This window comes from Thermomonas sp. S9 (assembly GCF_024704365.1).
GTDB lineage: Bacteria > Pseudomonadota > Gammaproteobacteria > Xanthomonadales > Xanthomonadaceae > Thermomonas.
Genome location: NZ_JAJDFY010000001.1, coordinates 857,905 through 877,817, shown reverse-complemented (window position 1 = coordinate 877,817; position 19,913 = coordinate 857,905). Strand labels below are relative to the sequence as shown.

The window sequence follows — 19,913 nt, the reverse complement described above, 5'->3', positions numbered from 1 at the left end:
CCGGACCGCCGCCTCAACCAGTGGCGAAGCGGTCGGTGGCGCGCACCAGCGCATCCACGTTCTCGGCCTCGAACGCCGAATGCCCGGACGCGGGACTGACCAGCAGCTCCGCGCGCGGCCACACCGCATGCAGGTCGAAGGCATTCTGGATCGGGCAGACCACGTCGTAGCGGCCGTGCACGATCACGCCGGGGATGTCGGCGATCCGGTGCGCGTCGCGCAGTAGCTGGCCCTCCTCGTCGAAGAACCCGCCGTTGACGAAGTAGTGGTTCTCGATCCGCGCGAACGCCAGCGCGAACTGCGGGTCGCCGTGGGTCTCGGCATAGTCGTCGGGGATGTGCAGATAGCTGGTGGCGCCCTCCCAGATGCTCCAGGCGCGCGCCGCGGCCAGCCGCACGCCCTCGTCGTCGGAGGTCAGGCGCCGGTAGTAGGCGCCGATCAGGTCGCAGCGCTCCACTGGCGGGATCGGCGCCAGGAAATGCTGCCACGCATCCGGGAACAGACGGTTGGCACCCTCCTGGTAGAACCATTCCAGCTCCCAGCGCCGCAGCAGGAAGATGCCGCGCAGCACCAGCTCGGTGACGCGCTGCGGGTGGGTTTCGGCATAGGCCAGCGCCAGGGTCGAGCCCCAGCTGCCGCCGAACACCTGCCAGCGCGCGATGCCCAGGTGCTCGCGCAGCTTTTCGATGTCGGCCACCAGGTCCCAGGTGGTGTTGTCGGTGAGGTCGGCATGCGGCGTGCTGCGCCCGGCGCCACGCTGGTCGAACAGCACGATGCGGTACTTCGCCGGGTCGTGGAAGCGCCGCATGTTGGCGCTGCAGCCGCCGCCCGGGCCACCGTGCAGCAGCACCACCGGCTTGCCGTCGGGATTGCCGCACTCTTCCCAGTACAGGGTGTGGCGCGCATCCACCGCGAGCATGCCGCTGCGGTAGGGCGTGATCTCGGGATACAGGCTGCGCATGGCGGGGCTCCGGCGTGTGGGAAGGCACAGAGTCTAACTGGCCGCTTCGACCGTCCCGCTCACCCCGGCGCAGACTGCGGCGCGGCCTGTACCCAACGGCCCAGACTGACCCGCTCGCGCCCTTCCAGATCGCGTCCGGTCGCAACCTCGACGAAGTCCGCCGCCTCCAGCAGGCCGCGCACCGCCGCGCCCTGGTTCCAGCCGTGCTCCAGCAGCAGCCAGCCGCCCGGATGCAGATGGCGGCCGGCATCGCGCACGATCCCCCGGATCGCCTCCAGCCCGTCCGTGCCGCAGGCCAGCGCCATGGGCGGCTCGAAGCGCAGATCGCCCTGCGCCAGATGCGGATCGCCGAGTGCGATGTAAGGCGGATTGCTCACGATCAGATCGAAGCGCTCGCCGCGCAGCGGGGCCAGCCAGTCGCCAAGGCGGAACTCGACCTGGACCAGGCCAAGACGTTCGGCGTTGCGCCGCGCCACCGCCAGCGCCTCCGCACTGGCATCGGTGGCGACGATGCGCGCCTGCGGCCGCTCGCGCGCCAGCGCCAATGCGATCGCGCCGCTGCCGGTACCGAGGTCGGCCACGTGCAGCGGCGGCCCCGCCGGCAGGCGCGCCAGCGCCAGTTCCACCAGCCGCTCGGTTTCCGGACGTGGGATCAGGGTCGCCGGGCCCACCTCCAGCTCCAGGCTCCAGAACCCCTGCCGCCCGAGCAGGTAGGCCACCGGCTCGCCCGCCTGCCGGCGCGCCAGCAGCGCCTCGAACCGCGCGCGCGCCGACGCAGATACAGGCGCCTCCGGATGCGCGTACAGCCAGCTGCGGGGACGCCCCAGCGCCTCCGCCAGCAGCAGTTCGCCATCGACGGGATCGATGCCCGCTGCCTGAATACGCAGCAGCCCGACGACCGTCGCCGCACTCATGCTCGACACCGAACCAGGATGATCGCCGCAGGATGGCGTCTGGAAGGCTGCATTTCAGGGGCTCTCCGCTATTGATAGTTAAAATCTATCTAAATGATAGAAACGATTTTATTGATGGATTGAATCGCGCGCGCTAGTTTTTGCGCAGCGCAACATCCCCCACATGGAGAGTCTGAAAGATGTCCCTGCTCGAAAACAGCCTGCAAGCCGACCGTCGTCCGCTGATCAACACCCGCATCCCCGCGTTCAAGGCGCAAGCCTACCGCGAGGGCAAGTTCATCGAGGTCACCGACAAGGACCTGGCCGGCAAGTGGTCGGTGCTGATCTTCATGCCGGCCGCCTTCACCTTCAATTGCCCGACCGAAATCGAGGACGCGGCCGAGCACTATGCCGAGTTCCAGACGCTGGGCGCCGAGGTCTACATCGTCACCACCGACACCCACTTCTCGCACAAGGTCTGGCACGAAACCAGCCCGGCGGTCGGCAAGGCCAGGTTCCCGCTGGTCGGCGACCCCACCCACCAGCTGACCCGCGCCTTCGGCGTGCACATCGACGAGGAAGGCCTGGCCCTGCGCGGCACCTTCATCGTCAGCCCGGACGGCCTGATCAAGACCATGGAAGTGCACGACAACGCGATCGCGCGCGACGTCACCGAAACCCTGCGCAAGCTGAAGGCCGCGCAGTACGTGGCCGCGCACCCGAACGAAGTGTGCCCGGCCAAGTGGAACGAGGGCGCCAAGACCCTCAAGCCGTCGCTGGATCTGGTCGGCAAGATCTGACCCTCGCGCCGCGGGCGGCCGCTGCCGTCCGCGGCCCGCACCCCTTCCCGCGCCGGGAAGGGGCTGCGGCCAGCCCCGCCGCCCTGCGCGGCTGGCCGCAGCCCGCTTCCACTCCACCGTTTCCGCCATATCCACCCCACGCCCCACCCTCCCCCGAGGATGTCCCGAATGCTCGAGCAAGACCTGAAAGACCAACTGGCCGGCTACCTGGAGCGCGTGCAGGCGCCGATCGAACTGGTCGCCAGCCTGGACGCCTCGCCGGCCGCGCGCGAACTGGACGCGCTGCTGGACGAGATCGCCGCGCTCTCGCCGAAGATCACCCGGGTCGCCGGCGACGACGCGCGCACGCCTTCGTTCCTGATCCGCCGCGCCGGCAGCGACGTGCAGGTCGGCTTCGCGGGGATCCCGCTGGGCCACGAGTTCACCTCGCTGGTGCTGGCCCTGCTGCAGGTCGGCGGGCACCCGGTGAAGATCGACGAGGCGCTGGCCGCGCAGGTGCGCGCGCTGGACGGCGACTACCGCTTCGAGACTTACATGTCGCTGCACTGCCAGAGCTGCCCGGACACGATCCAGGCGCTGAACGCGATGAGCGTGCTGAATCCGCGCATCCGCCACGTGGCGATCGACGGCGCGCTGTTCCGCGACGAGGTCGAGGCGCGCCAGATCCTGTCGGTGCCAACCGTCTACCTCAATGGCCAGCCGTTCGAGAACGGGCGCATGGGCGTGGAGCAGATCCTCGCCAGGCTCGACACCGGTGCCGCCGCACGCACCACCGAAGCGCTGAAGGACCGCGAGCCCTACGACATGCTGATCGTCGGCGGCGGCCCGGCCGGCGCGGCGGCCGCGATCTACGCCGCGCGCAAGGGCATCCGCACCGGCCTGGTGGCCGAGCGCTTCGGCGGCCAGGTGCTGGACACGCTGGCGATCGAGAACGTCCCCTCGGTCGAATACACCGAAGGCCCGAAGCTGGCCGCCGCGCTGGAAGCGCACGTGCGCCAGTACGGGGTGGACCTGGTCACCGCGCAGGTCGCGCGCAGCCTGCATCCAGCCGGCAATGATGGCCTGGTCGGCATCGAACTGGAAACCGGTGCCACCCTGCGCGCGCGCAGCGTGGTGCTGGCGCCCGGCGCGCGCTGGCGCCAGACCGGCGTGCCCGGCGAGGCCGAGTACCGCACCCGCGGCGTCACCTACTGCCCGCATTGCGACGGCCCGCTGTTCAAAGGCAAGCCGGTGGCGGTGATCGGCGGCGGCAATTCCGGCGTGGAGGCGGCGATCGACCTCGCCGGCATCGCGGCGCACGTCACCTTGCTCGAATACGAGCACAAGCTGCGCGCCGATGATGTGTTGCAACGCAAAGCTGCGCAGCCTGCCCAATGTCAGCATCGTGCTGAACGCGCAGACCACCGAGATGCTGGGCAACGGCCAGCGCCTGACCGGCCTGCGCTGGCTGGAGCGCGGCACCGCGCTGCGCCACGAGCTGGCGGTGGATGGCGTGTTCGTGCAGATCGGCCTGCTGCCGAATACCGAGTGGCTCAAGGGCACGGTGAAGCTGTCGCCGCGCGGCGAGATCGTGATCGACGACCGCGGCCAGACCTCGCTGCCCGGGGTGTTCGCCGCCGGCGACGCCACCACCGAGCCGTACAAGCAGATCGTGGTCGCGATGGGCGCCGGCTCGACCGCCGCGCTGTCCGCCTTCGACCATCTGATCCGCACCCCGGCGGGCGCCGCACAGGCGGCCTGAAGCGGCGCCCGTCCCCCGGCCCCAAGCATTGCAGCGGAGGCGGCATGAACCTGCGCGACCTGAAGTACCTGGTGGCCCTGGCCGATCTGCGCCACTTCGGCAAGGCGGCGGAGGCCTGCTTCGTCAGCCAGCCCACGCTCTCGACCCAGATCCGCAAGCTGGAGGAGGAGCTGGGCGTGGTCCTGATCGAGCGCGCGCCGCGCAAGGTGATGCTCACCGCCGCCGGCCAGGACGTGGTGCAGCGCGCGCGCCGGATCGTCGCCGACGTGGACGAGATGAAGGAGGCCGCGCGGCGCAAGCCACGACCCGGCCTCCGGCACCCTGCGCCTGGGCGTGTTCCCCACCCTCGGCCCGTATTTGCTGCCGCATGCGGTGCCGGCCCTGCGCGAGGCCTTCCCGCAGCTGGAGCTGCTGCTGGTGGAGGAAAAGAGCGACGTGCTGCTGCAGCGTCTGCGCGATGGCCAGCTGGATGCCGCGCTGCTGGCGCTGCCACTGCACGACGAGCAGCTGCACGCGCAATTCCTGTTCGAAGAGCCCTTTGTGCTGGCCGCGCCCGAACGCCACCCGCTGGCGCAGGCGCGCGGCCTGCACATTGATGACCTTGGCCACGAGACCCTGCTGCTGCTGGAGGACGGCCACTGCCTGCGCGACCAGGCGCTGGACGTGTGCCGGCTGTCCGGCGCACAGGAAAAAGCCGGGTTCCGCGCCACCAGCCTGGAGACCCTGCGCCAGATGGTGGCCGCCGGGGTCGGTGTCACCCTGCTGCCGGCGCTGTCGGTGCATGCGCCGGTGGTGCAGCCGGCTGGGATCCGGCTGGTGCCGTTCGCCGATCCCGCCCCCACCCGCCGGCTGGCGCTGGCCTGGCGCAAGTCGTCGGCGCTGGACGGCTTCCTGCACCAGGTGGCGGATGTCATCGGCGCACGCGCGCGTGCACAATTGGGCTGACCCCCGCGCGCCTGGAGCCCATATGCCCACCCGCAGCGGCCTGATCCTGGCCGTCGCCGTCTGCCTGGCCCTGTGCTGGTGGCTGGCGCATCCGCACGTGCGCCTGCCGCCCCCGGCACCGTCCACCGCCGCGGCGCCGCCGGCCTGCCCGCTGCCGCCACAGGTGCATCCCGGCGACCCGCCGCTGCAAAGCCCGGTGCCCCCCGGCACCGTCCTGCCCGACGTGGGGCCCGCCAACCTCACCGCGCTGGCCGGGTTCAGCGTGGATGCCCGCGTGCTCGCCCGCGAGGACTACCGCTTCGGGCACGAGGCGGCGTATTCGCCCAGCGACCTCGCGCTGGGCTGGGGCCGGATGGCCGACCCGGCAATCCTCAAGCATCTGTCGATCCACCAAAGCGGCCGCTGGTACCACTACCGCTGGCGCGGGCATCCGCCGATCCCGCCGGCCGAGATCGCCCGCAGCAGCGCGAACATGCACATCGTCCCGGCCGACGAGCGGGTGGCGGCGACCTTGCACCGCCTGCACGCGGGGCAACACGTCCGCCTCGACGGCTGGCTGGTGCGGATCGACGATCACGGCTGGCACTGGGCCAGCTCCTGCGCCGCGACGACACCGGCCGCGGCGCCTGCGAACTGGTCTATACCTGCGCGATCACTCCGCTCTGACAGCCGCAGCCCGCGGCGCGCCCCATGCCCGTTCGTGGCGGGCCTGTCGAACCATGAACGGGCAGCAGACCGCGTGGCCGCGCGCCTCACGGCTCCTGCGCGGGCAGCGGCGGCTGCCGGCCACGAACCCCGGCCACGAAAATCCCGGCCAGGCTGACCGCCAGCCCCAGCCACTGCCGCGGCGACACCGGCACGTCGAACAGCAGCACGTCCAGCAGGTAGGCCACGATCGGCTGCGCCAGCAGCAGCAGGCCGGCCAGCGCCACCGGCAATGCGCCCATCGCGCGCGAGATCAGGATCCAGCTCAGGCAGTGGCCGATCGCGGCCAACGCCAGCAGCACGCCCCAGGCGTGCAGCGACGGCGGCCGGAACGCCTCGCCCTCGGCCCAGCCGATCGCACCCAGGCACACCGCGCTGCCGAACGCGGCCAGGCACAGCACCTGCTCCACCGGCACCCGCGCGCGCCCGGCCCCGGCCAGCGCCTGGGTGCGCTTGATCCCGACGTTGTAGGCGGCATACGCGACTCCGGTCGCCAGCCCCAGCCAGACCCCGCCGCGGTACTGCGGCGGCAGGCTGGCCCAGTCCGCGCCCAGCAGCAGCCACAGCCCGAAGAACGCCAGCAGCACGCCCGCCACGAAGCGCGGCCCCAACCGCTCGCGGAACAGCAGCACGCCGGCCAGCGCCATGAAGAACACCTGCGCGTTCGCCAGCAGGGTGGCCAGACCCGGGCCGATCCGCAGGATGCTCTGGTGCCACATCCACAGGTCGATGGCGAACGCCAGCACCGGCACCGCCAGCCAGCGCCAGGCCTTGCCGGGCAGCGCCTGCCAGTTGTGGCGCAGCGTCACCAGCACAGCTCAGCAGCACCCCGGCCAGCAGCATCCGCCAGAACGCCACCGCGGTCGGCGGCATCCCGGCCAGCCGCACCATGATCCCGTTGCTGCCGATGATCGCGGCCCCGGCCAGCAGCTGCAGGCTGGCCGCGCGCGAGGACTGCGCCGGGCTCACGCAGGATCGCCGGCCGGCAGCCCGTCCGCATCGACATCCGGATCGCCATCCGCCGCCGCGGCCTGCCCCAGCTGCAGCTGCGCGATCAGCGCACGCGCCTCCGGCTCGGCGGCATCCGCCACCATCACCGCGACCAGCCCGAACACCCCGAGTTCGCCGATCCCGCCGGTCAGCGCCTCACCGCGCACGAACGCGGGGATGCCGGCATCCTCCAGCGCGTGCTTGACCAGATGCGCATCGATCAGGTTGGCGGCGTCGTACACGGTGCGCATCGGCTCTCCTCGCGGCCTGCCCAGCGTACCCCCGGAAACCCAAGTACGAAAGCCTGCACGGCGGGGCTCGGATAAACTAATCCGCTACCTGTCTGCGACCCCTGCCGTGTCCGATACCCTCGCCTCCACCGACGCGCCCGCGCGCACCGATTTCATCCGCCAGATCGTCCGCGACGATTTGGCCTGCGGCAAGCACACCGCGATCAAGACCCGCTTCCCGCCGGAGCCCAACGGCTACCTGCACATCGGCCATGCCAAGGCGATCTGCCTGGATTTCGGCATCGCCGCCGAGTTCGGCGGCAGCTGCAACCTGCGCCTGGACGACACCAACCCGGCCAAGGAAGACCCCGAGTACGTGCGCGCCATCCAGGACGACGTGCGCTGGCTGGGCTTTACCTGGGCCAGCCTGCGCCACGCCTCGGACTACTTCGAGGTGTTCTATCTCGCCGCCGAGAAGCTGATCCGCCAGGGCGACGCCTTCGTGTGCGACCTCAGCGCCGAGGACGTGCGCGCCTACCGCGGCACCCTGACCGAGCCGGGCCGCGAATCGCCCTACCGCAACCGCAGCGTGGAGGAAAACCTGGACCTGTTCCGGCGCATGCGCGCGGGTGAGTTCCCGGACGGCGCGCGCACCCTGCGCGCGAAGATCGACATGGCCAGCGGCAACATCAACCTGCGCGACCCGGCGCTGTACCGGATCAAGCACGTGCCGCACCAGAACACGGGCGATGCCTGGTGCATCTATCCGATGTACGACTTCGCGCATTCGCTCAGCGATGCGATCGAGGGCATCACCCATTCGCTGTGCACGCTGGAGTTCGAGGACCACCGCCCGCTGTACGACTGGTGCGTGGACAGGGTGGACCTGGCGCACAACCCGGAGCTGCTGGCGCCGCTGCGCGCCAAGGGGTTGCCGCTGGAAGCCGGCAAGCCGCGCCAGATCGAGTTCTCGCGCCTGAACTTCAACTACCTGGTGATGAGCAAGCGCAAGCTGCTGGCGCTGGTCGAAGAAGGTCTGGTGGACGGCTGGGACGACCCGCGCATGCCCACCCTGCAGGGCATCCGCCGCCGCGGCTACACGCCCTCGGCGCTGAAGCTGATGGTCGAGCGCGTGGGCATCAGCAAGCAGAACTCGCTGCTGGATCTCTCCATCCTCGAAGGCGCCCTGCGCGACGATCTCGACGCGCACGCGCCGCGGCGGATGGCGGTGATCGACCCGATCAAGCTGGTACTCACCAATCTCCCCGAGACGCACGAGGAATGGCGCGCTTTGCCAACCATCCGAAAGACGCGCGCCAGGGCGAGCGCATGCTGCCGTTCTCGCGCGCGCTGTGGATCGAGCGCGAGGATTTCGAAGAGGTGCCGCCACCGGGCTTCAAGCGCCTGACCGTGGGTGGCGAAGTGCGCCTGCGCGGCGCCGGCATCGTGCGCTGCGATGCAGTGGTGAAGGATGCCCGCGGCGAGATCGTCGAACTGCACGGCACCCTCGACCCCGCCTCGCGCCCCGGCATGGAAGGCGCCAACCGCAAGGTGAAAGGCACCATCCACTGGGTCAGCGCCAAACACGCGGTGCCGGCGGAAATCCGCCTGTACGACCGCCTGTTCACGGTGCCGGACCCGGACACCGACGAGGACGGCAAGACCTACCGCGACTATCTTAACCCCGACTCCCGCCGCGTGGTCACCGGCTACGTGGAGCCGGCCGCCGCGCAGGCCGCGCCGGAGACCAGTTTCCAGTTCGAGCGTCTGGGTTATTTCGTGGCCGACCGCTACGACCATCGCAGCGATGCGCCGGTGTTCAACCGCAGCGTGACCCTGCGCGACACCTGGTTGCAGAAGGTCTGAGCCATGCCGATGCCCCTGCCCGCGCAGCTGCACCTCACCCTGCCGGTCTGGGTGATGGAGCTGGATCTGGCCGGCCGCGATTTCAGCACCGACGCGGCCAAGGTGGGTTTTGCGATCGAGCTGTCGCGCCTGAACGTCGAACACGCCAGCGGCGGCCCGTTCGGCGCCGCGGTGTTCAGCCCGCAGCACCAGCTGGTGGCGGTGGGCGTGAACCGGGTGGTGCGCCAGAGCTGCTCGGTGGCGCACGCCGAAATGATGGCCTGCATGCTGGCGCAGCAGCGCCTGCAGCAGTTCCGCCTGAACGCGCTGGGCGGACCGGTGACGCTGGCCACCTCGGCGCAGCCGTGCTGCCAGTGCTACGGCGCCACCGTGTGGGCCGGGATCGACCGCCTGCTGATCGGGGCGCGCAGCGAGGACGTGGAGGCGCTGACCGCGTTCGACGAAGGCCCGCTGCCGGCGGACTGGATGGGCGAGCTCGCGCGTCGCGGCATCGAGGTCGTGCGCGACATCGAGCGCGAAGCTGCCTGCGCGGTGCTGAAGGCCTATGGCGAGCTCGGCGGGCCGAATTATTGACGGCCTGCTGGGCTACTGCCGCCAGGGCTTCGAGCCGGAACTGGCCGGCGAACTGAGCGAACGCGCCGGCGAGGCCGGGCTGGCCGGCTACGCGCGCACCGAGCGCGACAGCGGCTACGTGCTGTTCCTCACCCCTGACCCGGCCGACGCCGATGCGCTCGACCGCGCGCTGCCTTTCTCCACCCTGATCTTCGCGCGCCAGAAGCTGCGCCTGCTCGCCGAGCTGCGCGCTCTGGACCCGCGCGACCGCATCACGCCGATGCTGCAGGCACTGCAGGGCCAGGCGCGATTCGGCACGCTGGTGATGGAACACCCGGATACCGATGCCGGCAAGCCGCTGGCAGGATTGGCGCGCAGCCTCGGCAACGCCCTGCGCCCGGCGCTGCGCAAGGCCGGCCTGCTCGGCGCGCAGGACGACCCGCGCCTGCCGCGCCTGCACGTCTGCCTCGTCGCCGGCGACCACGCCTTGCTCGCCCGCAGCCTGCCCGCCGACAGCGCGCCGCGGCCGCTGGGCATCCCGCGCCTGCGCATGCACCCGGACGCGCCCTCGCGCTCGGCGCTGAAGCTGGAAGAGGCGCTGCTGGTGCTGCTGACCGATGCGGAGCGTGCGCGCCTGCTGCAGGGCGGCATGCGGGCCGCCGACCTCGGCGCCGCCCCCGGCGGCTGGACCTGGGTGCTGACCCGCCACGGCCTGCGCGTCACCGCGATCGACAACGGCCCGCTGCGCCCGCACGTGCTGGACACCGGCCTGGTGCAGCACCTGCGCGCCGACGGCTTCACCTGGCAGCCGCCGCAACCGCTGGACTGGATGGTCTGCGACATGGTGGAGCAGCCGCGCCGGGTGGCCGAACGGATGGCGACCTGGCTGCGCGAGGGCTGGTGCCGGCAGGCGGTCTTCAACCTCAAGCTGCCGATGAAGAAACGCTGGCAGGAAACCCGGCTGTGCCTGGACCTGTTCGCGCGGCAGGCGGGCCGGCCGCTGACAGTCCGCGCCCGCCAGCTCTACCATGACCGCGAGGAAATCACGGTGCTGGCGCTGCCGGCCTGACCGCGGCGCGGCATCCGGGCTAGGCTTCAACTTCTCAGGCACGCTGCATACCCGCCATGACCCCACTCCGCTATCTGGCGCTCGGCGATTCCTACACCATCGGCGAAGGCATCGACGCAGACGGCCGCTGGCCGCGGCAGCTGGCCGCAGGACTGCGCGCGGCGGGTATCGCGATCGCCGAGCCGCGCATCCTCGCCACCACCGGCTGGACCACCGACGAGCTCTCCGCGGCGATGGACGCGGCCGAGCCCTTGGGGCAGTGGGACTTCGTCTCGCTGCTGATCGGCGTCAACAACCAGTACCGCGGCCTGCCGCTGGCCGAATACGCGCGCAGCTTCGACGCCCTGCTGACGCGCGCGACCGCCCTGGCCGGAGGGCGCGCAGGAAGGGTGCTGGTGCTGTCGATCCCGGACTGGGGCGTGACTCCGTTCGCCCGCCGCGAGCTGCGCAGCCCGCGCCGGGTCGCCGCCGAGCTGGACGCCTGCAACGCCGCTGCCGCAGAACGCTGCCGCGCGCGCGGCATCGCCTTCGTGGACATCACCGGGATCAGCCGCGACGGCGGCGATGCCGCGGCGATGCTGGCCGATGACGGCCTGCACCCTTCCGCCGCGCAGTACGCGCGCTGGGTCGACGCCGCGCTGCCGGTGGCGCGCGCCCTGCTGGCCGACGCCGCTACAGCATCCGCCGGCTGATCAGCCCGTCGCGCCACACCCACTGGTGCCAGAGCGCGGCCGCCACGTGCAGCGCGACCAGCGCGGAGAGCCCCCACGCGCAGGCGAAGTGGACGTACCAGGCGACCGCCCGCCAGGTCTCGTCGTTGGCCGGCGGCATGAACAGCCGCGGCGCCCGCAGCACGCCCAGCACGTCGAGCGGTGCCTCCATCCAGACCCAGATCACGTAGCCGCTGATCGGCAGCAGGAACAGCAGCAGATACAGCCCGGCGTGGACGATGCGCGCCGCCCGGCGCCGCCAGCGCGGTTCTCCGCCATCGGCCGGCGGCATGCGCCGCACCAGCCGACATGCGAGCCGCAGCAACATCAGCGCCAGCAGCACCATGCCGAGCTGGAAGTGGATGCGCAGCAGACGCATCCCGGTGTCGCCGTCGATGGCTTCCGACCCCCAGCCCAGCGCGAGTTGCATCGCCACGCCCGCCGCGGCCGCCCAGTGCAGGTGCCGGAGACAGGCGGGATGGCGTTCGCCGCTCATGGCGCCAGGCATTCGCGGGGGCCGGGCACACCCAGCCCGAGCACGATGTCGCGCTCGGCCTGCCAACGCCCATCGACCATCACCGGCCACAGGAAGCCGTTGCCGCCGGTGCCGTGCGCCTGCCGCCGCTCTTCCGCGGACAACTTGGGATCGTCGAGGAACATCAGGTCGTCGATGTAATAGGTGAAGCAGCCGGGTTCGAGCACCTGCATGTGCACGTGTTCGGCCACGTCCTCGCCGGGGTAGCTGCCCGGTCGGATGGTGTCGATGACGTAGCGGCCCTGCGCATCGCTGCGCACCCAGCCGCGCAGCCGTCCATGACGCATGGCTTCACGGCCGAGCCGCTGCGCCGGGCGCGGATAGATGCCGGTGCGATCGGTCTGGTAGACATAGACCACCACCCCGGCGCGTGCGCGACCGAAACCGTCCAATACCCGTCCGGAAATGCGCATGGGCACCCCGGGTTCGCCGGGAGGCGCAAGCCGGATACTGGACGGAATCTCTGTCGGCATGCCGTCGAACACGGCCTCGCAGCCTTCGCAGGAATTGCCGATCACCGGCACCGTGCGATTGATCGCCGTCGTGACGGCATGGTCGCTGGCCGGTGCGCCACAGGCGGCGGGCAGGACGAGTGCGAGCGCGAGCATGGCGCGGGGAAGTGCGGGCATCGTTGGGGTCTCCATGTAGGTGCCGTGGAAGGACGAGCGCAAAGCGGCGAGCGTTAACGCCGCAAGCGGCACTCAGGGATCGAGTGCGAAAATCCAGACAACTGCCGTCTTTTCCCGCCCATCCAACAAACGAATGTCCGCTCGAAGCGGAGACCTTTTCACAGCCGCATGATTGTCTGTCCCGCGTCTTGGCTCTCAACGGCTTGCAAGTCGCTGTCCCCCACTTTTACGGGGATGACGAGCAAGAGGCAGGGCTGTTCAGGCCCCCTTGCCGGCGCGCGCATCGGCCGCCGCCGCATCGGCTCCCGCCGGCAACGCATCGGGCCACTGCAGCCACCAGCGCTTGGCACGCGGATAGGGCAACGCGTTCCACCACGGATCCAGCGCGCCCGGCGCACCACGCAGCACTGCTGCGCGCGACGGTGCGGGCGTATTTGCGAGGAAGGCGCGCAGGCGATCGTACAACGGCCCGCCAGCCAGCGAAGGCTGTCGCTGCAGCAGCGACAGCAGGCTGATGGCGTCCTGCGGTCGCGCCTGCGCCAGCAAGCGTCGGAGATGCGCTTCGTCGACCGGCAACACTTCGCGCCGCGCGTCGAGTTCCGCCAGCGCCGCCACGAAACCGGCGCTCGCGCCGAGATCGTACGGCGTCCCCGCCATGCCGTCCGCGCGCAGGCGCACCGTGGCGCCCTGCGGCACCAGCACTTCGCCGCCGCCGTTGCCGACCAACACCCAGCCGCTACGCACGGTTAGCGCGCCCGCACCCGTCGCGTCGCTTTCCAGCGTGAACTCGCAGCCCATGTCCAGCGCCTCGGTGCGCGGCAGGCGCACGCCGAAATAGCCTGGCGGCGCCCACACCCGCGCCCATAGCCGGCCTTGCAACAGGCGCACACGATGCCGGCCGGAGCCGGTCTGCTCCAGCCGTAGCCGGGAACCGGCATCCAGCCGCAGCTCGCCGATCCGCGCGATCCGCAGGCGCGCGCTGCCGTCGTCGCCGGTGACGATTTCACCGCCGACCGGCAATCGTTCGCCGACCCGCAGCGGCGCGTCCACCACCCGCACCTGCCCGCGCGTAGCGGCCACCTCCCAGCCCCGATGCTCGGGCCAGGCCAGGCGATGCTGCAGTAGGAGCGCTGCCGTCAGCGCGCACGCGGCGAGCGCCGCGGCCAGCCCCCAGGCGATGCGGAAACGGCGCGGGCGGAGGCGATGCGGCGTCGGCGTCGATGCGGGCATGGCCGGAGCGGCCTCCGGCCGCTGTTCGCGCGGATACGCATACGGCGCCAGCAGCTGCTCCAGACGGCGGGTGTCGTCCTCGCCCTGCCCTGCCTTCGACCACAGGTAATCGTCATGGGGATTCATGCGCACGCCTCCCGTCTGGTTCCGCCAGCGCCTGCCGCAGCAGCGCCATGCCGCGATGCAGGTTGACCCGCACACTGCCGGGGGTCAGCCCGGTCAGCTCGGCGATCTCCGGGCCGCTCAGTCCTTCCACCAGCCGCAGCAGCAGCGGCTCGCGGTACGCCTCCGGTAGCCCGCGGATCGCGCGCAGGGCGCGCTCCGCGTCCACCTGGTCCTCGTGGCTGGCGTGGACGGCGACCGCCTCGATCTCCAAGCCTGTCGCCGGCGCGAACCGCCGCTGCGCGTCCAGCCCGGCGCGGCGCGCCATGCTGGCGATCCAACCGGGAAAGGCCGCGTCCTCGCGCAAGTCGGCCAGCCGGCGGAATGCGGTCTCGAACACGCGCTGGGCCAGGTCCTCGGCGTCGGCATGCGCTGCGTAGCCCAGCAGGATGCCGTGCACCACCGGCGCGAAGCGGCGGTACAGGTGATCGAGCGCACCGCCGTCTCCACGGCGCGCGGCTGCGACCAGCGCGGCGGTTGCCTCGTTCTCGACCAAGCGGCTCGTTCCGGATACCCCATACCGACGCGGCCATGGCGCCGGGCGTTAACAAGACGATACCCGCGCCGCACGGTGGCGCCCTTAGCCACCGCGCCGACAGCTTGACCGGCGTCATCGGGCCGCCGGCAGCCGGCGGCGTAGAATTGCAGCCTCTCTCATGCCGGAAGCTCCATGATGTCCCTCGATCCCGCCCTGCGCGCCCGCATCGACACCCTGCTGGCCGCCCATCCCGTGGTGCTGTTCATGAAGGGCAGCCCGGACGCGCCGCAGTGCGGTTTCTCGGCCAAGGCCGTCAATGCGCTGGACGCCGCCGGCGCCACCTACGCGCACGTGGACGTGCTGGCCGACCCCGAAATCCGCGAGGGCATCAAGCTCTATGGCGACTGGCCGACCATTCCGCAGCTGTACATCCGCGGCGAGCTGGTGGGCGGCTCCGACATCCTCCAGCAGATGGCGGCCAGCGGCGAGCTGCACGCCGCGCTGGGCCTGCCCACGCCCGATCGCACGCCACCACGCCTGTACATCACTCCGGCGGCGGCGCGCATGCTGCAGCAGGCGATCGCCGATGCCGGCGAAGGCTATGCGCTGCAGATCGAAGTGGACAAGGCGTTCAAAACGCGCCTGCAGCTGGCGCCCGTGGACCCCGGCGCGATCGCCTGCGAAGAAGCCGGCATCCGCGCCCAGTTCGACCTCGCCAGCGCGCGCCGCGCCGATGGCATGCGCCTCGGCTGGGTGGAAGACGCGCGCGGCAAGGGCCTGGTGATCGACAACCCGAACGCGCCGCCGAAGGTGCAGCCGCTGACCCCGGCCCAGGCCAGCGAGCGGGTGCGCGCCGGCACCCTGGTGCTGGTGGACGTGCGCCCGCTGGACGAGCGCCTGCTGGCCGAAGCGCCGGTGCCGTACCGCCACATCGATCACGGCGTGGCCGCGCTGGAAGCCCTGCCGAAGGACACCGCGCTGGCCTTCCTGTGCCACAGCGGCGGCCGCAGCGCGCAGGCCGCGGAACACTTCCGTGCGCTGGGCTTCACCTCGGTCTTCAATGTCGAGGGCGGGATCTCCGCGTGGGCGCTGTACGACCCGACGCTGCCGCGCTATTGAACGCGCATCCCGCCACCCCGGGGCGGCGGCGGCTCAGAACCCGCCGCCCGCATCCAGCCATTCCTGCTCCTCCGGCGTGCTGACCCGTCCCAGCGCCGCGTTGCGGTGCGGGAAGCGGCCGAAGCGCGCGATCACGTCGCGGTGGGCGACGGCATACCCCAGCAGGTCGGCATCGCCCAGCGCGGTGAACAGCTCGACCGCGCGCCGCTGGTCGGCCATCGCCTCGGAATGCTCGAACGGCAGGTAGAAGAAGAACCGCAGCGCCGGGTCGACCTGCGCATCGAAGCCGGCCGCAAGCGCCCGGTCGGCGACGTGCAACGCCAGCGGATCGGTGGCGAAGGCGTGGCCGCTGCCACGGAAGATGTTGCGCGGGATCTGGTCGAGCAGCAGCACCAACGCCAGCGCGCCATCGGCATCCGCCAGCCAGTGGTCGCATTCGCGCCTGGATGCGGCGAAATGCGCATCCTGCCAGCGCGCGCGGCATTCGGCGTCGAACGCCGCGCCGCCGCGGAACCACTTGCCCATGCCCGCCTCGCGCCAGAAGGCGAGCAGCTCCTTCGACATGGTCATTCGCAGCCCTCCATGGCGCAACAATAACGACTTCGGGAACCTCTAGCCCGGCCATCCATGGCCGCGCGTTCGCCAAGGCTGCGCGGCGGCGCCGCGCAAAGCGCGCCTTGGCTCACTCGTCGAACCGCAGGTGGCGCACCGACTTGCCGTTGCGGCGGATCAGCTTCAGCGCCTCGATCCCGACCTTGATGTGGCTCTGCACGAACTCGGCCGACACCCTGGCGTCGCTAGCCTCGGTCTTCACGCCGTCCGGAATCATCGGCTGGTCCGACACCAGCAGCAGCGCGCCGCAGGGAATGCGGTTGGCGAAGCCGGCGGCGAACACGGTGGCGGTCTCCATGTCGATCGCCATGCAGCGCATCGCACGCAGCTTCTGCTTGAACTCGTCGTCGTGCTCCCACACCCGACGGTTGGTGGTGAACACGGTGCCGGTCCAATAGTCCAGCTCGTGGTCGCGGATGGTGGTGGAAATCACGCGTTGCAACGCGAATGCCGGCAGCGCCGGCACTTCCGGTGGCAGGTAGTCGTTGCTGGTACCTTCGCCGCGGATTGCCGCGATCGGCAGGATCAGATCACCGAGCCTGTTCTTGCGCTTGAGGCCGCCGCATTTGCCGAGAAACAGTACGGCCTTGGGCGCGATCGCCGACAGCAGATCCATGATGGTCGCCGCGTTTGGGCTGCCCATGCCGAAGTTGATCATGGTGATGCCGTCGGAGGTGGCGCTGGGCATCGGGCGGTCGCTGCCGACGATCGGCGCGCCGGTCATCTCGGCGAAATGCTGCAGATAGCCGCCGAAATTGGTGAGCAGGATGTGCTGACCGAACTGTTCCAGCGGCACGCCGGTGTAGCGCGGCAGCCAGTTGTGGACGATGTCTTGCTTGGTGTGCATGGAGGTCCTCTGGGTTTTCGCGATTCTACGGCGGCCGGCCAGGGCAGGCATGACCTCGGACACATGGCGCACGCAAACACCAGACGGTAGCGTGCGGTTACCGGCGTTCAACCGCCCTGGGGAACCCATCATGAGAGCCTTGCCCACCACGCTGCTGGCGCTGTTACTCGCCGGCTGCGCCAGCACACCGCAGAAAGCCCCTCCATCATCCGCGAAACCCTACGACTTCGCGGCCGACCCCTACCCCAGCACCTACCAGCGCGTGCCTTCGCCGCCGGTGCTGCTGCAGCATGCGACCGTGCTGACCGGCACCGGCGCCCGTCTGGAGAACGCAGACCTGCTGCTGCGCGACGGCCGGATCGCGGCGATCGGGCAAGCGCTGGAGGCGCCGGCCGATGCCGTGCGCGTGGATGCCCGCGGCAAGTGGATCACCCCGGCATCATCGACATCCATTCCCACCTCGGCGTGTATCCCAGCCCGGGGGTGAGCGCGCACAGCGACGGCAACGAGGCGACCGCGCCGGTGACCCCGAACGTCTGGGCCGAGCATTCGGTATGGCCGCAGGATCCGGGCTTCGCCACCGCGCTGGCCGGCGGCGTCACCAGCCTGCAGGTGCTGCCCGGCAGCGCCAACCTGATCGGCGGCCGCGGCGTCACCCTGAAGAACGTGCCGGCCACCACCTATCAGGCGATGAAGTTCCCGGGCGCGCCCTGGGGCCTGAAGATGGCCTGCGGCGAGAACCCCAAGCGCGTGTACGGCCAGAAGGGCGGCCCGTCCACCCGCATGGGCAACGTGGCCGGCTACCGCGCCGCGTTCGCCGAGGCCGCCGAATACATGAAGAAGCGCAAGGCCGGCGGCAAGGAAGCGGAAGGCAAGCGCGACTACAAGAACGACACCCTGGCCGGCGCCCTCAACGGCGACATCCGCGTGCACATCCACTGCTACCGCGCCGACGAGATGGCCACCATGCTCGACCTGGCCAAGGAATTCGGCTTCAAGATCAGCGCCTTCCATCATGGGGTGGAGGCCTACAAGATCGCCGACCGGCTCGCCGCCGAGGGCGTATGCGGCGCGCTGTGGGCCGACTGGTGGGGCTTCAAGATGGAAAGCTTCGACGGCATCCAGGAGAACATCGCGCTGGTGGACCGCGTCCCCGGCGGCTGCGCGATCGTGCATTCGGATTCCGAGGAAGGCATCCAGCGCCTCAACCAAGAGGCGGCCAAGGTGATCGCCCACGCCCGCCTGGCCGGCATCGATATCGCGCCGGAACGCGCGATCCGCTGGATCACTGCCAACCCGGCCAACGCGATGGGCATCCTCGGCCAGACCGGCACCCTGGAGCCGGGCAAGATGGCCGACGTGGTGGTGTGGAACGGCAACCCCTTCAGCAGCTACGCGCAGGCCGAGCAGGTGTACGTGGACGGCGCCCGTCTGTACGACCGCCGCGACCCGGCGCGCCAGCCGGTCTCGGATTTCATGCTGGGCCAATCGGCCGCGCAGGGAGGTGCCCGATGAACGCCCGCCATCACCTGTTCGCCGCCGCCGCGGCGCTGCTGCTGGCCGCGCTGCCGGCCACCGCGCAGGACCTGCTGATCCGCAATGCCACCGTGCATACCGTGACCGCGCGCGGCACCCTGCGCAACGCCGACGTGCTGGTGAAGAACGGCCGGATCGCCGCGGTCGGCCAGGGCCTGCAGGCCGACGGCGCGGTCGTGGTCGATGCCCAGGGCGCGCCGCTGACGCCGGCCCTGTTCGGCGGCATCAACGACATCGGGGTGGAGGAAGTCTCGGGCGAGTCGTCCACGGTGGATGCCAGCCTTGCGCTCGGCGCGAACGCCGCCGACATGCGGGTGCGCCCGGAGTTCGACGTCACCCTCGCCTACAACCCCGACTCGGTGCTGGTGCCGGTGGCGCGGGTGGAGGGCATCGGCTGGACCCTGCTGTCGGCAGGCAGCAAGCCCGGCGGCTCGCTGATCGGCGGCCAGGGCGGCGTGGTGCGGCTGGACGGCAGCCTCGATGCAGTCGGTCCGCGTGCGCTGTTCGTCACCCTCGGCGGCGACGGCGCCGGCCTCAGCGGCAGCTCGCGCGCCGCGCAGTGGATGCTGCTGGATCAGCTGGTGGACGAGCTGCACGGGCGCATCCCGCAGGACTCGCAGTTCGCCCTGCTCACACCGGCCGGGCGCGCGACGCTGGCCAAATACATCGGCGGCGGCGGCCGGGTGATGGTGCGGGTGCAGCGCGCGGCCGATATCGCCCGCCTGCTGCGCTGGGCCCGGCAGCGCGACGTGCGCATCGCGATCGTCGGCGGCGCCGAGGCGTGGAAGGTCGCCCCGCAGCTGGCCGCCGCGGGCGTGCCGGTGTTCGTGGACGCACTGGCCAACCTGCCATCCGACTTCGACGAGATCGGCGCGACGCTGGAGAACGCCGCGCGGCTGCATGCGGCCGGGGTGCGGGTGGCGTTCTTCCAGGGTCGCGACGCCTCCCACAACGCGCGCAAGATCCGCCAGCTGGCGGGCAACACGGTGGCCAACGGCCTGCCGTGGGACGCGGCGCTGGCCGGGCTGACCGCGGTGCCGGCAGAGGTGCTGGGCGTGCGCGACGCGGTGGGCAGCGCCATCGCGCCGGGCCAGCGTGCCGACCTGGTGCTGTGGTCAGGCGATCCGCTGGACGTGGCCAGCGTGGCGCGCCAGGTGTGGCTGGAGGGCCGCGCGATTCCGATGCGCAGCCGCCAGACCGAGCTGCGCGACCGCTACCTGCGCGCGGACGACGGCCTGCCGCGCGCCTACCCCGCGCCGGCCCGCTGAACGCCCGCCACCGCCCCGGCAAGGGAATGCGAGCC

17 protein-coding genes and 4 pseudogenes are annotated in these 19,913 nt (G+C 71.0%); 11 read left to right on the top strand and 10 right to left on the bottom strand.

From position 1 onward, the window contains the following. Positions 1–13: 13 nt before the first annotated feature. A complete protein-coding gene (pip, locus tag LJB71_RS04335) occupies positions 14–961 on the bottom strand; it encodes a prolyl aminopeptidase (protein ID WP_259303221.1) in 948 nt (315 codons plus the stop codon). Between the two features lie 59 nt (positions 962–1,020). After that, positions 1,021–1,875, bottom strand: a complete 855-nt coding sequence (prmC, locus tag LJB71_RS04330) for a peptide chain release factor N(5)-glutamine methyltransferase (RefSeq protein WP_259304732.1) — start codon at positions 1,873–1,875, stop codon at positions 1,021–1,023. Between the two features lie 179 nt (positions 1,876–2,054). Here prmC and ahpC point away from each other — a divergent pair, with 179 nt between their 5' ends. From ahpC to LJB71_RS04310, 4 genes and pseudogenes are all read left to right on the top strand, one after another. Then, entirely contained in the window at positions 2,055–2,654 is a 600-nt protein-coding gene (ahpC, locus tag LJB71_RS04325; RefSeq protein WP_259303220.1) for an alkyl hydroperoxide reductase subunit C, read from the top strand. 168 nt (positions 2,655–2,822) lie between these two features. Then, positions 2,823–4,395: pseudogene (ahpF, locus tag LJB71_RS04320) on the top strand (alkyl hydroperoxide reductase subunit F). 44 nt (positions 4,396–4,439) lie between these two features. Beyond that, a pseudogene (oxyR, locus tag LJB71_RS04315) lies at positions 4,440–5,340 on the top strand (DNA-binding transcriptional regulator OxyR). Between the two features lie 22 nt (positions 5,341–5,362). After that, positions 5,363–6,163, top strand: a complete 801-nt coding sequence (locus LJB71_RS04310) for a hypothetical protein (protein ID WP_259303219.1) — start codon at positions 5,363–5,365, stop codon at positions 6,161–6,163. On the opposite strand, the gene LJB71_RS04305 is transcribed toward LJB71_RS04310, so the two are convergent. Together LJB71_RS04305 and LJB71_RS04300 are read right to left on the bottom strand one after the other, a co-directional pair. Next, entirely contained in the window at positions 6,093–6,854 is a 762-nt protein-coding gene (locus LJB71_RS04305) for a DMT family transporter (RefSeq protein ID WP_259303218.1), read from the bottom strand. The genes LJB71_RS04310 and LJB71_RS04305 overlap by 71 nt on opposite strands. A 156-nt stretch (positions 6,855–7,010) precedes the next feature. Further along, entirely contained in the window at positions 7,011–7,286 is a 276-nt protein-coding gene (locus LJB71_RS04300) for a DUF2007 domain-containing protein (RefSeq protein ID WP_259303217.1), read from the bottom strand. 88 nt (positions 7,287–7,374) lie between these two features. Between LJB71_RS04300 and LJB71_RS04295 the strand changes: the two are divergent. The 4 genes and pseudogenes from LJB71_RS04295 to LJB71_RS04280 all read left to right on the top strand — a co-directional run bounded on the left by LJB71_RS04295 (position 7,375) and on the right by LJB71_RS04280 (position 11,444). After that, positions 7,375–9,131: pseudogene (locus LJB71_RS04295) on the top strand (glutamine--tRNA ligase/YqeY domain fusion protein). A gap of 9 nt (positions 9,132–9,140) precedes the next feature. Further along, complete coding sequence (locus tag LJB71_RS04290; protein ID WP_310649433.1) at positions 9,141–9,704, top strand: nucleoside deaminase; 564 nt, start codon at positions 9,141–9,143, stop codon at positions 9,702–9,704. Further along, entirely contained in the window at positions 9,700–10,752 is a 1,053-nt protein-coding gene (gene rlmM / locus LJB71_RS04285) for a 23S rRNA (cytidine(2498)-2'-O)-methyltransferase RlmM (RefSeq protein WP_259304731.1), read from the top strand. The genes LJB71_RS04290 and rlmM overlap by 5 nt, the downstream gene beginning before the upstream one ends. A 47-nt stretch (positions 10,753–10,799) precedes the next feature. Then, positions 10,800–11,444 carry a GDSL-type esterase/lipase family protein gene (locus tag LJB71_RS04280; RefSeq protein WP_259304730.1) on the top strand — a complete coding sequence of 215 codons (645 nt, stop codon included), beginning with the start codon at positions 10,800–10,802 and terminating at the stop codon, positions 11,442–11,444. On the opposite strand, the gene LJB71_RS04275 is transcribed toward LJB71_RS04280, so the two are convergent. From LJB71_RS04275 to LJB71_RS04260, 4 genes are all read right to left on the bottom strand, one after another. After that, positions 11,425–11,958, bottom strand: coding sequence for a cytochrome b/b6 domain-containing protein (locus tag LJB71_RS04275; RefSeq protein WP_259303215.1), 534 nt, complete (start codon positions 11,956–11,958; stop codon positions 11,425–11,427). The genes LJB71_RS04280 and LJB71_RS04275 overlap by 20 nt on opposite strands. Further along, complete coding sequence (locus LJB71_RS04270) at positions 11,955–12,698, bottom strand: hypothetical protein (protein ID WP_259303214.1); 744 nt, start codon at positions 12,696–12,698, stop codon at positions 11,955–11,957. The genes LJB71_RS04275 and LJB71_RS04270 overlap by 4 nt, the downstream gene beginning before the upstream one ends. Before the next feature lie 186 nt (positions 12,699–12,884). Further along, positions 12,885–13,982 carry a FecR family protein gene (locus tag LJB71_RS04265; protein WP_259303213.1) on the bottom strand — a complete coding sequence of 366 codons (1,098 nt, stop codon included), beginning with the start codon at positions 13,980–13,982 and terminating at the stop codon, positions 12,885–12,887. Beyond that, positions 13,969–14,514: a sigma-70 family RNA polymerase sigma factor gene (locus LJB71_RS04260; protein WP_259303212.1), complete on the bottom strand. Its 546-nt coding sequence runs from the start codon at positions 14,512–14,514 to the stop codon at positions 13,969–13,971. Before LJB71_RS04260 ends, LJB71_RS04265 begins: the two co-directional genes overlap by 14 nt. Before the next feature lie 177 nt (positions 14,515–14,691). Here LJB71_RS04260 and grxD point away from each other — a divergent pair, with 177 nt between their 5' ends. Continuing rightward, a complete protein-coding gene (gene grxD / locus LJB71_RS04255) occupies positions 14,692–15,615 on the top strand; it encodes a Grx4 family monothiol glutaredoxin (protein ID WP_259303211.1) in 924 nt (307 codons plus the stop codon). 33 nt (positions 15,616–15,648) lie between these two features. On the opposite strand, the gene LJB71_RS04250 is transcribed toward grxD, so the two are convergent. Both LJB71_RS04250 and LJB71_RS04245 read right to left on the bottom strand, forming a co-directional pair. Beyond that, positions 15,649–16,185 carry a DUF924 family protein gene (locus tag LJB71_RS04250; RefSeq protein WP_259303210.1) on the bottom strand — a complete coding sequence of 179 codons (537 nt, stop codon included), beginning with the start codon at positions 16,183–16,185 and terminating at the stop codon, positions 15,649–15,651. 112 nt (positions 16,186–16,297) lie between these two features. Beyond that, positions 16,298–17,074, bottom strand: coding sequence for an AMP nucleosidase (locus LJB71_RS04245; RefSeq protein WP_259303209.1), 777 nt, complete (start codon positions 17,072–17,074; stop codon positions 16,298–16,300). Between the two features lie 151 nt (positions 17,075–17,225). On the opposite strand from LJB71_RS04245, the pseudogene LJB71_RS04240 reads away from it, so the two are divergent. After that, positions 17,226–18,589 (top strand): annotated as a pseudogene (locus LJB71_RS04240) (amidohydrolase). Then, positions 18,586–19,878, top strand: a complete 1,293-nt coding sequence (locus LJB71_RS04235; RefSeq protein ID WP_259303208.1) for an amidohydrolase family protein — start codon at positions 18,586–18,588, stop codon at positions 19,876–19,878. Before LJB71_RS04240 ends, LJB71_RS04235 begins: the two are co-directional and overlap by 4 nt. Positions 19,879–19,913 lie beyond the last annotated feature (35 nt).